Source organism: Acinetobacter sp. 1542444 (genome assembly GCF_000581835.1).
Classification (GTDB): Bacteria; Pseudomonadota; Gammaproteobacteria; order Pseudomonadales; family Moraxellaceae; genus Acinetobacter; species Acinetobacter pittii.
In genome coordinates this window covers 132549-145894 of sequence record NZ_JEYA01000003.1, presented here as the reverse complement: position 1 = coordinate 145894, position 13346 = coordinate 132549, and the positions used below count along the sequence as shown (strand labels likewise).

General features: G+C 40.8%; 10 protein-coding genes. 9 read left to right on the top strand and 1 reads right to left on the bottom strand.

From position 1 onward, the window contains the following. Positions 1–75 precede the first annotated feature (75 nt). Entirely contained in the window at positions 76–3909 is a 3834-nt protein-coding gene (gene purL, locus J580_RS12845) for a phosphoribosylformylglycinamidine synthase (protein WP_032004423.1), read from the bottom strand. A gap of 309 nt (positions 3910–4218) precedes the next feature. Here purL and J580_RS12840 point away from each other — a divergent pair, with 309 nt between their 5' ends. The 9 genes from J580_RS12840 (at position 4219) to tolB (ending at position 13322) form a co-directional block, all read left to right on the top strand. After that, complete coding sequence (locus tag J580_RS12840) at positions 4219–5559, top strand: deoxyguanosinetriphosphate triphosphohydrolase (protein ID WP_032004422.1); 1341 nt, start codon at positions 4219–4221, stop codon at positions 5557–5559. Between the two features lie 93 nt (positions 5560–5652). Then, positions 5653–6252, top strand: a complete 600-nt coding sequence (gene ruvA, locus J580_RS12835) for a Holliday junction branch migration protein RuvA (RefSeq protein ID WP_032004421.1) — start codon at positions 5653–5655, stop codon at positions 6250–6252. Positions 6253–6259: 7 nt separating this feature from the next. Then, positions 6260–7264, top strand: coding sequence for a Holliday junction branch migration DNA helicase RuvB (ruvB, locus tag J580_RS12830; RefSeq protein WP_002052424.1), 1005 nt, complete (start codon positions 6260–6262; stop codon positions 7262–7264). Positions 7265–7467: 203 nt separating this feature from the next. After that, positions 7468–8802, top strand: a complete 1335-nt coding sequence (locus J580_RS12825; protein ID WP_032004420.1) for a M20 family metallopeptidase — start codon at positions 7468–7470, stop codon at positions 8800–8802. Positions 8803–9015: 213 nt separating this feature from the next. Beyond that, a complete protein-coding gene (gene ybgC, locus J580_RS12820) occupies positions 9016–9423 on the top strand; it encodes a tol-pal system-associated acyl-CoA thioesterase (protein ID WP_004699892.1) in 408 nt (135 codons plus the stop codon). Between the two features lie 24 nt (positions 9424–9447). Further along, positions 9448–10146 (top strand): protein TolQ, encoded by a 699-nt coding sequence (gene tolQ / locus J580_RS12815; protein WP_016140259.1) that lies wholly within the window; start codon positions 9448–9450, stop codon positions 10144–10146. Next, complete coding sequence (gene tolR, locus J580_RS12810) at positions 10146–10598, top strand: protein TolR (RefSeq protein WP_005067772.1); 453 nt, start codon at positions 10146–10148, stop codon at positions 10596–10598. The genes tolQ and tolR overlap by 1 nt, the downstream gene beginning before the upstream one ends. Before the next feature lie 3 nt (positions 10599–10601). Continuing rightward, positions 10602–11948 (top strand): cell envelope integrity protein TolA, encoded by a 1347-nt coding sequence (tolA, locus tag J580_RS12805; protein ID WP_032004419.1) that lies wholly within the window; start codon positions 10602–10604, stop codon positions 11946–11948. A gap of 93 nt (positions 11949–12041) precedes the next feature. Beyond that, entirely contained in the window at positions 12042–13322 is a 1281-nt protein-coding gene (tolB, locus tag J580_RS12800; protein ID WP_005067768.1) for a Tol-Pal system beta propeller repeat protein TolB, read from the top strand. Positions 13323–13346 lie beyond the last annotated feature (24 nt).

Sequence of the window (13346 nt, the reverse complement as noted above, 5' to 3'; positions counted from 1 at the left end):
TTCTTCTCTGCTATTTATTAATATCGTACTACATACAAATAAGCCACCTTACGGTGGCTTATTTCAACTTTTATATTACCCGATAAACTTACGTGCGTTACGGAACATACGTAACCATGCACCATCTTCAGTCCACTCTTCTGGACTCCAAGAGTGTTGAATTGCACGGAAAGTACGCTCTGGGTGCGGCATCATAATTGTTGCACGACCATCTTTAGATGTTACACCAGTAATCGCTTCTGGCGAACCATTCGGATTCAATGGATAATGTTGAGTCGGGTTACCATGGCTGTCAACATAACGCAAAGCAACTTGGTTAGCTGCATTCAAGCCTGCAATATCAGCTTCACTCGCAACTGCACGACCTTCACCGTGTGCTACAGCAATCGGTAAAATCGAACCTTCCATTCCATTAAGCAATACAGAAACAGATTTTTCAACACGAACGTTTACGCTACGAGCTTCAAAAACTTCTGACATATTGCGGTGGAAACGTGGCCAGTGTTCAGCACCCGGAATAAGTGGCGCTAATTGTGACAACATTTGGCAACCATTACAGATACCTAAGCTAAACGTGTCTTCACGATGGAAGAACTGTTCAAACTGATCACGTAATTTCGCATTGAACAATACAGATTTTGCCCAGCCTCCGCCAGCACCCATTACGTCACCGTAAGAGAAACCGCCACAAGTCACTAAACCTTCAAAATCACTTAGGCTAACGCGACCAGCAAGTAAATCACTCATGTGCACGTCAACGGTATTGAAACCAACCTTATCAAAGGCTGCTGCCATCTCAATATGACCATTTACACCTTGCTCACGCAAGATCGCCATATTAGGACGACGTGTGTTAATGAAAGGTGCTTCGATAGGTTCATTCAAGTCAAATGTTGGTTTAGCAATTAAACCTTGATGTGATTTATCAGTAATTAAAGCAAATTCTTGGTCAGCAGTTTCAACGTTATCACGTAAACGTTGGATCTGATGAGATACTTCAGACCAAGCTTGTTGCAATTCTGCACGCTCTAGAGTCAAACCGTTTACAGATAATTGATCTGTGTTGTTTACACGACCAACTACAGCAATTGCATCTTTTAAGCTAGATGCAGCAACTTCTGCTTGTAAAGCGTCCCAATCAGTTGCTTTGATTTGAACTACTGCACCAATTTCTTCAGCAAACAAACTTGCTGGAGTTTGGTCTTCTAATGCAACACCTAAACGTGCAGCGAACATCATTTCAGCAACAGTTGCGAGTAAACCACCATCACCGATGTCATGGTAAGCTTGAATCAAGCCACGGTTGTTCCAATCTTGAATTAAAGCAAAGAACGCTTTGAAATCATCAAAACTATCAACGTCTGGAGTGATTGAACCGATTGCTTTATATACTTGCGCAAGAATCGAACCACCTAAACGGAACTGGCCTTTAGATAAATCAATACGTACAAGTACTGAATCTTCTAAATTCTTAAGTTCAGGTGTTAAAGTTTTACGAACATCTGTTACTGGAGCAAATGCTGTAATTACACCTGTCATTGGAGATGTTACAGCTTTATCTTCACCGTTTTCGTTCCAAGTAGTACGCATTGAAAGTGAGTCTTTACCTACAGGAATCGCAATTCCTAAAGCAGGACACATTTCCATACCAATTGCTTTCACACCTTCAAACAATGCTTGGTCTTCACCTTTTTGACCAGCAGCAGCCATCCAGTTTGCAGAAAGTTTGATATCGCTAATTTGTTCAATATTTGCACATGCAATATTAGTAATTGCTTCAGCAACTGCCAAGCGAGCAGACGCTGCTGGATTTAACAATGCAACTGGTGGACGTTCACCCATAGCCATTGCTTCACCAGTGAAGCCTTGTAAACTTGTCGTCGTCACTGCTGCATCTGCAACAGGAATCTGCCAACGACCAACCATTTGGTCACGTGCAACCATACCTGTAATTGAGCGGTCACCAATGGTGATCAAGAATGATTTCGAAGCAACTGTAGGATTTTTCAATACACGGAAAATCGCATCTTTCAAATCAACTTTTGAAGCGTCAAACTCGTTACCTTTACGCTCAATTGTTTCATAAGAACGTTGCATACGCGGTGTACCACCAAGCATTACTTGCATTGGGATATCAACTGCATTGTTCTGGAACAATGGATCTTCAACAGTTAAATGACGAGCTTCAGTTGCTTCACCTAACACGGCAAATGGACAACGTTCACGAGCACAGATTGATTCGAACTGTTCTAATGATTCTGGACGAATTGCAAGAACATAACGCTCTTGTGCTTCATTTGACCAGATTTCCATTGGGCTCATGCCCGGTTCTAATGAAGGAATCTTACGAAGGTTAAGAACTGCACCTAACTCATGGTCATTCACAAGTTCAGGCATAGCATTTGATAGACCACCCGCACCAACATCGTGTACAGAAACGATTGGGTTGAAGTCTTCTAAGCGCCAGCATGTATCGATCACTTCTTGACAACGGCGTTCCATTTCTGGGTTTTCACGTTGTACCGAAGCGAAATCAAGGCTTTCACCCATTGTACCGCTGTCTACAGAAGATGCTGCACCGCCACCAAGACCGATTAACATTGCAGGGCCACCCAATACAATGAGCAAGTCACCTGGTTGAATCGCATCTTTTTCTACATGGTCAGGACGAATGTTACCGTAACCACCAGCAATCATGATTGGCTTATGGAAGCCCTTCACTTCACCATTTACATTTTGTTCGAAAGTACGGAAATAACCATTTAATGCAGGACGACCGAATTCGTTGTTAAATGCTGCGCCACCTAATGGACCTTCAATCATGATTTGTAATGGCGATGCCATACGTGAAGGTTTACCGTAGTTTTCTTCCCACGGTTGTTCAAAACCAGGAATATTTAAGTTAGAAACTGTAAAGCCCGTTAAACCAGCTTTTGGTTTACCACCACGACCAGTTGCACCTTCATCACGGATTTCACCGCCTGAACCAGTTGCAGCACCAGCAAATGGAGAAATTGCTGTTGGGTGGTTATGAGTTTCAACCTTCATTAAAATATGAGCTGCTTGGCTCTTATATTTATAAACAAAGTGACCATTTTCATCCGCTTTTGGATAAAAACGCATCGTGTCATAACCCACAATTACAGAAGCATTATCTTTGTATGCAGATAAAACGTCAGTTGGTGATTCTTTGTAAGTGTTTTTAATCATCTGGAACAATGATAATGGTTGTTTTTCACCATCAATTGTCCATTCAGAACCGAAGATTTTATGACGACAGTGTTCAGAGTTCGCCTGTGCAAACATCATCAATTCGATATCATTTGGATTACGACCAAGCTTACCGAATGCTTCTGTTAAATAATCAATTTCTTGTTCAGATAACGCAAAACCGAACTCATTGTTCGCTTTAACCAAAGCTTCTTTGCCTTGGCCCAAGATATCAATTGAATTTAATGGTTTTGGAGCTGTTTCTGAAAATAATGCTTTTGCATCTTCAATTTGAGCAAAAACTGTTTCTGTCATACGGTCATGAAGTACTTGTTTAACTTCATGAGTAATTTCAGTAACACCCTTTAACGTGAATAAAAGACCACGTTCTAAACGGTGTACTGGTGTATTACAGTTTTTGAAAATATCAGTTGCTTTAGAAGACCAAGGTGAAATAGTACCCACACGTGGTGTAACTAAAATCTGAATCTCATCACTTGCAGATTGACGAAGTTCAAAAGACTCACCGTCATTCAATAATTGCAAAGCAGATTGATGTTGCTGCTCGTTGAGCGCTTGATCAAACAAATAGACCCATTGGCTGTCAAAAGATTGAACAGAACTAATTGACGATAAACGTGTTAATAGTTGAGCTTTCTTAAAAGAAGAATGTGCTGCTGCACCGGCCACGATAAACATGTTGATTTTGGCTCCACGGGCAGGTCTTGTGAACCTTACCGCAATGTGACTTTAGAGAGAGCGCATATTCTACTGCTTCTTGCTAAAATCAGCTAGATGTAGAATCAGTATTCTGTAACCTAATTCTGCAAGAAGTGATTTGTTTTTTGTTCAAAATCATTTTTTTAGTCATTCTTGCTAAAAATAAATTGTTGCATGTTTATTCAATAACATAATAAAACCCGAACTAAGACAAACTATGTCGCACCAAGCTAGTGCTTTTAAGTTTTTTTTGGCATGATCAGGTTTTATAGTTTTGAATAATGATAAATGGAACAAATGCGTTGGTTAGAACTGCTGTCTGCAGTTCGTTTAGGTAGCAAAAAAAGTAGTACAGAACTGGCTCGTAGCCCATTCCATAAAGATTATGACCGCATTATATTTTCTCAAAGTTTTCGTCAGTTAAACCGTAAGACGCAAGTTCACCCTCTAGCACAGCATGATGGCATTCATACCCGCTTAACTCACTCCCTTGAGGTTTCCTGCATTGGTCGCTCAATGGGCATGCTTGCCGCAGAAAAAATAAAAGACGAATTCCCCGTTTGGATTTCCCCTGCCGATGTCGGGGCAATTATTCAGGCAGCTTGTCTGGCCCACGATATAGGTAATCCCCCTTTCGGACATGCGGGTGAATACGCAATTCGCGAATGGTTCGATGATGCTTCACATGATGATTTTTTGAAAAAACTAAGCCCCGAAGAAGAAGCTGATGTTCGTCAGTTTGAAGGTAATGCTCAAGGATTACGTTTATTAAGTCGCATTGACTATCATCCAAATGATGGCGGTATGCGCTTAACTTATGCAACTTTAGGTGCTTATCTAAAATATCCATGGCTTTCAAAAACAATTGCTTCGCAGGGTGACCGCCCTTCCCATCAAAGAGCAAAGTTTGGTTGTTATCAGTCTGAAAAAGAAATTTTAAAACAGATTGCGGAACAGCTCGGGCTGATTCAACTCGGGGAATATCATTATTGCCGTCATCCACTCACCTACCTTTTAGAAGCTGCTGATGACATTTGCTATGCCCTCATTGATTTAGAAGATGGCATTGTCTTAAATATGCTGAGTTACCAAGAAGTTGAACCGATATTCTTAAATCTTATTGCCGACTATGGTCAACCTGAAGAGTTGTCTCATCCAAACAGTACGTGGCAACAAAAGATCTCAGCATTACGTGGTCGAGTCATGAAACGTCTTGTTGATGAAGTCACTACGGCTTTTGCCAAGAATCATTATGAAATCATTACAGGTCAGCTTAAAGGCAACCTTTTGCAATATTGTTCACCCGATATTGCAAAAGGTATCGAAACTGCCAAGAATCTGGCACGTGACAAAATTTTTGAGCACCCACAAAAATCTGGTTTAGAAATTATTGCACATCAAAGCTTACAAACGATTCTGGATGCATTTGTACCACTCACAACACCACATAAGTCTTTAAGCTTTAAAGAACAACGTTTAATGTCTATCCTTAATCTATATGGTGCTAGCTTTAGCAATAATCACTACAGCAATATCATGCAAGTCCTCGATATTATCAGTAAGTTCTCAGATCATCAGGCTTATAGCTTGGCGCAAGAGTTGCAAGGTAATAAAATTGGCTTGTTTTAAGCTGGCTTGATATAGAAAGAAATAAAACCAGTGTCGTTTTCAATTCATTTTAGAACGACCAGATTTACAGTTATGAATAAGTGAAATTACGCTATGATCGGATGTTTAATTGGCGAAGTGTTTGCCTTAGAAGCCCCTACTGTCTTACTGAATGTAAATGGTGTGGGCTATGAAATTGATACGCCACTTTCAACATTTTGCCAATTACAAAAGGGCCAGAAAGTTACGTTATGGACGCATTTAGTTGTTCGTGAAGATGCTCAACAACTCTACGGTTTTAGCGATGCTCAAGAAAAAATAATTTTCCGTACCTTATTAAAAGTAAACGGTGTTGGTCCGAAAATGGCATTGGGTATTTTATCGACACTAAGCGTTGAATTATTGGTTCACACCATTGAACATGATGATATAAATACGCTGGTCAAAGTTCCAGGGGTTGGCAAAAAAACGGCTGAACGTTTAATGATCGAACTTCGTGACCGTTTCAAAACATTAGCTCAAGGCACTTCAACTGCGGCGACCATACCTCAAATTAAATTTGCTGCAAACTCTCCTGTTGCAGAGGCAGAAGCTGCTTTGCAATCTTTAGGTTATAAACCACTTGAAGCACAAAAAGCTGTTGCTGCGGTTAAAGCCGATTACACAGAATCAGCCGATATTATTCGTGCTGCTCTTAAATCCATGATGAAGTAAAACACTTATGCAAGATCGTCTAATCAGTGGAACAGAAAAACCTGAAGATCATTTTGACCGGGCTATTCGACCAACTTCTCTTGCCGACTATATTGGGCAACCAGTCGTACGCGAGCAAATGGAAATTTTCATTGGCGCTGCTCGTGGTCGTGGTGAAGCTCTCGACCACACACTGATTTTTGGTCCGCCCGGCTTAGGTAAAACCACACTAGCTAATATTATTGCACGTGAAATGGGTGGCAACCTCAAATCTACTTCGGGACCAGTTTTGGAACGTGCAGGTGATTTAGCAGCAATGCTGACTAACCTTGAAGAAGGCGATGTTTTATTTATTGATGAAATTCATCGTCTTTCACCGGTGATTGAAGAAATTCTGTATCCAGCGATGGAAGATTACCAACTCGACATCATGATTGGTGAAGGCCCTGCTGCTCGTTCAATTAAACTCGATTTACCCCCTTTTACACTCGTCGCTGCGACCACACGTGCGGGCTTACTGACCTCACCATTACGTGACCGCTTCGGTATTGTGCAACGTCTTGAGTTTTACTCTGTAGAAGACTTGACTCATATTGTGTCACGCTCTGCAAACTTAATGGATGTACCCATTACAGTTGAAGGCGCAGAAGAAGTAGCTCGTCGATCACGTGGAACACCTCGTATCGCCAACCGTTTATTACGACGTGTTCGTGACTATGCACAAGTGAAAGGCACAGGCGAAGTGACCCATGAAATGGCACAGCGCGCGCTTGATATGCTCAATGTTGATAAAGCTGGCCTAGATACCCTAGACCGACGTTATTTGAGCATGCTACTCGAGCGTTTTGATGGTGGCCCTGCTGGAGTTGAAGCGCTTGCAGCAGCGATGGCTGAAGACAGCGGTACGCTTGAAGACGTGATTGAACCTTATTTAATTCAACAAGGTTATGTCATGCGTACTGCACGAGGTCGGATTGCAACCAACCAATCTTATTTACAGTTTGGAATGACGCCACCGGAGCCTAAAAACTAACCAAAGGAAGAGAATTTTCTCTTCCTTTTTTAATTTAATCTCTCTATCCAATTAAAATAATAATTGTCTTATCAATAAATTAGCCACTCTATACCTTTTAAGTCTTTATTTATACTTTATTGATTTTTTAATATTTTTAAAAACTGAATTATAAGAAATCTAGATATCAAATCTTATGAACAATAATATTTTAGGATAAGGACATGTACAAAAAAGCCGCTTTGATTTTTCCACTCGCTTTAATGAGCCAGCTGAGCCTAGCAGATTGGGTAAAAGATGCTGCACAACAAAATGAAAATCAGGTTATTCAATTAAGACAACATATTCATGAGCATCCTGAACTTGGCAATATGGAACTTAAAACATCTGCACTAGTTCAAAAAGAATTAAAGTCCTATGGCATTCAAGTCAAAACAGGTTATGCGAAAACAGGTGTTATTGGCATTTTAAAAGGGAATAAACCCGGCCCTATTATTGCACTTAGGGCCGACATGGATGCGCTACCTATGGAAGAAAAAAGTGGTGTTGCCTTTGCGAGTAAACAAAAAGCAATTTATCAAGGAAAAGAAACTTACGTAATGCATGCTTGTGGACATGACGCACACACTGCAATGTTATTAGGTGCAGCAAAAATTCTGGCTGGCAATAAAGATAAAATATCGGGTACCGTTGTCTTTGTTTTTCAACCCGCTGAAGAAGGTGGAGCAGATATAGACAACTTTACGCAGGGCGATCAAATCGGCTCAAGAAAAATGATCGCAGATGGCGCATTTAGAGATTATAAACCCGAGGCTATTTTTGGAATGCATGTCATATCTGGTATGCAAAGTGGACACCTTTATTATAAAGATGGCGCTATTTTAAATAGTGCAGACCATTTACGTATTCAGGTCAACGGCAAGCAGGTTCACGGCTCAACCCCTTGGTTAGGTAGAGATCCGGTTTATGCATCGGCACAAATGATTAATAATTTGCAGAGCCTTATTAGTCGAAGAACTGATCTCACCCAAGGCATGGGCGTTGTCAGCATCGGTAACATTCAAGGTGGTACGGCAGGAAATGTGATTCCTGAACAGGTCAATATGATCGGTACTATTCGTTCTAATAACGAACAGATACGGGCAAATATCTTAAAAAGTTTCCCTGCCATGATAGAGCATAACGCTCAAGCCAATGACGTGACCGCCAAAGTTGAAATTGCTCCTTACGCTCCAGTAACCATGAACGACAAAGCGCTCACTCAATTTATTCAGCCAACCCTGGCCAAAGTTGTTGGCGATTCAAAACTACATGTTTTAGATCATAATGCAAGCGCAAGTGAAGATTTTGCCTATTATGGCAAGTTAATGCCATCATTCTTTGTTTTCTTGGGTGCAACACCAGAAAATCAGGACTTAACTCAGGCGGCACCAAATCATAGCCCTTATTTTATTGTAGATAACAAGGCTTTAAAAACTGGGACCGAGCTACATGTAAGATTCGTATTAGATTATCCGAATATATCAAAACAAGTTCAAACTTCATGGAAGCCCTCTTAACTTAAAAAGCTTGCTAGCCATAAGATATAGCGTTTTTAGATTAGAAATACAGCAACCGCAATTGAAAGGTTGTGCCATAGGACTTAGTATGCAATCTGCTAAACTGCCCCGTATTTAAAAGCAGATGTATGGCTGTTGAATAGAGCTGATGTTTTATTCAAAGCCATATTTTAAATATAAAGCTCTATAGTGAACTAAAAACGGAATACTCTCATGGCGAATCATTTTGAATTCAACATTCGTGTTTATATTGAAGATACGGACGCAGGTGGTATTGTTTACCATGCCAACCATATTCGCTATATGGAACGTACCCGTACTGAATGGCTCCGTGCTTCTGGCGTTGATCATTACTGGCATCAAAAAGACTACAACTTTGTCGTACACAAAATTGACGTAAAATACATGCGTCCTATTTTAATGGATGATTTAATTACTGTTACAGCACGTGTAGTTTCATGTAAAGCTGCGTCATTTGTGTTGCAACAAAATATTTATCGTGGTGAAATCTTGCTTGCTTCTGGCGAGGTTGAGTTGGCATGTTTAAGTAAAGAACTTGTAGCTCGTCGTCTTCCAGAAGAAATACGTGATCTTATTCGTAAAGAATTGGAACAAGACTAAAAAAACAACCGGCATATGTAACCTATGGCAACAAACATTGAATCAACCCTGCATATTTCTGACCTTATTTTACAAGCAAGTCCAGTCGTTCAGTTGGTCATGCTAATTTTATTGTTAGCATCAATCTTTAGTTGGTATCTGATTGCCAAGTTACATATGAGTTATAAAAAAGCACATCAAGACGATGAACATTTCCAAAAAATGTTCTGGTCTGGTGCTGAACTCAATACGCTTTATAACAATGCTCAACTCAATTCAAAACGCTCTGGGCTTGAAGATATTTTTTATCAAGGGTTGAGCGAATTTTTTAAACTCAAAAAGCGTCAGGCTCCTGTTTCACAAACAATTGAAGGCACTGAACGTATTTTGCGTGTAGGTTTGAGTCGTGATCAGAGCCATTTAGAATACGGCTTAGGTACTTTAGCAAGTATCGGTTCTGTAGCACCGTACATCGGTCTATTCGGTACTGTTTGGGGTATTATGAATGCCTTTATCGGTTTAGCTGCGGTTGATCAGGTAACTCTAGCAACTGTTGCACCGGGTATTGCCGAAGCACTTATTGCAACTGCAATTGGTTTGTTTGCCGCAATTCCTGCTGTATTAGCTTTTAACCACTTCACTGCTAAAAGTGAAAGTGTTTATTCTGATCGCGCTTTATTTGCTGAAGAGATGATTGCTTTATTGCAACGTCAATCTGTGGGTTCATCACAGGAAGATGCATAATGGCAATTCAGCGTTCAGGGCGCTTTGAGCGCATAAAAAAACCATTAAAAAGTGATATGAACGTCGTACCTTATATTGACGTTATGCTCGTGCTTTTGGTTATTTTTATGGTAACCGCCCCTATGATTACCAGTGGTATCAAGGTCGATTTACCTCAAGCAAATAACCATCCAATCGAATCAAAAGATATGCCAGCCATGGTAACAATTGGCAAAGATGGCAATATTTATCTTCAGTATGAAGATTACAAAGATAATGAACCATTATCTCGTGAAAAGCTTGAAGAAGTTTTAAGCGATGCTCAAAAACAAGCTGAACAAGAAAATAAACAACTCACAGTTTTAGTCAATGGTGATAAGTCTCGTCCTTATGGGGAGGTCGTATCATTGATGGCGAGTTTACAAGAAGCAGGTTTAACTCAAGTTGGCCTTCTGACAGAGCCTTTAAAATAAGCTATGAACAAAAATCAAAAGCCGCCCTTTAAACAAAATGCGATTGCATTGAGCTTTACACTCGGAGTTCATGCAATTGCCATTGTTGGCTTGCTTTTTTTAGGCTTGAGTAAACCACCTGAACAGCCAAAAAAGCTAACAACTATTTTAGTTAAGCCAGAAGATTTGCCTCCTCCTTTAGCAAAAGAAGTTGAACAAGAGACTACAGCTACCAATGAAGCAAAAGAGGTATTAACCCCTATTGTGGATGAAACGCTTCCTCAAAATCTTCCGACTACGCCTCCTCCTCCAACAGCTCAACAACTTGCTGCCCAACAGCAAAAGGCCGAACAGGCACAACAAGCTAAGTTAGCTGAGCAAAAACGTAAAGCTGAAGAAGCTGCAAAAATGAAACAAGCAGCGGAACAGCAACGTAAAGAGGAAATACAAAAACAGCAGGCTGAAGCTAAAGCAAAATCAGAAGCCGAACAAAAGCGTAAGGCCGAACAAACGGCAAAAGCTCAAGCAGATGCCAAAGCTAAGCAAGAGCAAAGTGAAGCTCGTAAAGCTGCTGAAGACGCTAAACGTAAAGCTGAGGCTGATGCAAAATTAAAACGTGAAGCTCAAAAGGCCGAGAATGCTAAGCTTCAGGCACAACAAGAAGCTAAGCGAAAAGCTGAAGCAGATGCTAAAGCTAAACAGCAAAAAGCTAATGACGATGCTAAACGTAAAGCTGAAGCTGATGCAAAAGCCAAGCAGCAAAAAGCTGCCGATGACGCTAAACGCAAAGCTGAAGCTGCTGCTAAAGCTAAGCAGCAAAAGTCTGCTGATGATGCTAAACGTAAAGCGGAAGCAGATGCGAAAGCTAAACAGCAAAAAGCTGATGATGCTAAACGCAAAGCTGAAGCAGATGCAAAAGCTAAACAACAAAAAGCTACTGACGATGCTAAACGTAAAGCAGAGGCCGATGCGAAAGCCAAACAGCAAAAGGCTGCTGACGATGCTAAGCGTAAAGCTGAAGCAGAGGCCGAAGCCAAAGCTGCATCTGCTCAAAAAGCACAAGAAGAAGCAGCTCAAAAGAAAGCTGAAGCTAAAAAAGTTGCTTCTTCAGCTAGACGCGATTTTGAACAAAAAATTCGACGCTCTTGGGATGTCCCAACTGGCAGTAGTGGTAAAACAGTTGGTGTTCGTTTTACCCTCTCCGATTCGGGAAGCGTTAATTCTATTGTGATCACGCGTTCAAGTGGTGACGATGCCTTAGACGCAAGTATTAAAGCTGCAATTCAAGCCGCAGCGCCCTATCCTATGCCATCAGATCCAGATGCAAGACGTGAAGCAAGAAGTGTTAGCTCTACATTTAGAGCGCAATAATTTTGAAAGAGTTACATGCTTTAAATAGTTTAAGGCATGTAACTATGCTACAAAATCAACAGTCACAAAAATCCCTGCTATGACTTTAAACTTATGAATACGAGCCGCAAACACCTGCTATCTTTAGCACTGATCACTGCCTTAAGCCCTATTGCTTCTACCACTGCTTTTGCCCAGTTATATCTGGAAATTGCTAAAGCTCCAGATCAGGCACCCAAAATTGCTATTGTCCCGTTTACCAACGACAATGGGCTCTATCCTATTGTTGAAACAGACTTAAACCGTTCTGGGCGCTTTACAAGCTCATCTAAAAATTTGCCTGCCAATGCTGCAATCAATCAGATTCAAGCTTCTGACTGGCAAACTGCTGGTATTCCATATGTAGTTACTGGACAAATTAAACAAACAGCGACAGGTTTTGAAGTTCACTACCAACTTTATGATGTACAAAAGCAACAATACATTTTAAATGAACTTTTAAATGTACCAGCTGCACGCATACGTCAGGCTGGCCATATGGTAAGTGATGCTATTTATCAAGCCCTTACTGGCATTCCAGGTGACTTTAGCGGCCGTATTGCCTATGTATTAAGAAACCCTGCAACACCTGCCGAGCGTTATACCCTACAAATTGCAGATACGGATGGTGAACAACCAAAGACTGTTTTATCGTCTCGTGATCCTATTCTTTCTCCGGCATGGACACCAGATGCCAAAAAAATTGCTTATGTTTCTTTTGAAACTAAACGCCCAGCAATTTATTTACAGGATTTATCAACTGGAACACGTGAAGTTCTTACCAGTTTCCGAGGTCTAAACGGCGCACCAAGTTTCTCACCAGATGGCCAATCAATGCTGTTTACAGCATCTATGAATGGCAACCCTGAAATTTATCAAATGGATTTATCAACTCGCCAAGTCAAACGCATGACAAATGACTCGGCAATTGATACCGAAGCACGTTATACACCAGATGGAAAATCCTTTATTTTCACTTCTGACCGTGGTGGCTCTGCCCAAATTTATCGTTACACCTTTGCTGATGGCTCAGTAAAGCGTTTGACATTTAAAGGGTCATTTAATGCACGTGGAACTCTGAGTGCAGATGGCAAAAAGATTGCACTTGTTCATCGCCCAAGTGGCAGCAGTTATAAAGTTGCAATTCAAGACATTAATACTGGCATCACCAATATTCTTACCCCAACTAGTTTAGATGAATCACCAAGTTTCTCACCAAATGGGCAAATGGTGGTCTACGCAACTCGTGAAGGCAACCGTGGCTTGTTGTCTATTATGTCTACTGATGGACGTTTCCGTATGAATTTACCAAGCGAACAAGGTGAAGTACGTGAACCAGCCTGGGCACCAAAATAACTTTTAATTCCATTGACGGAGATG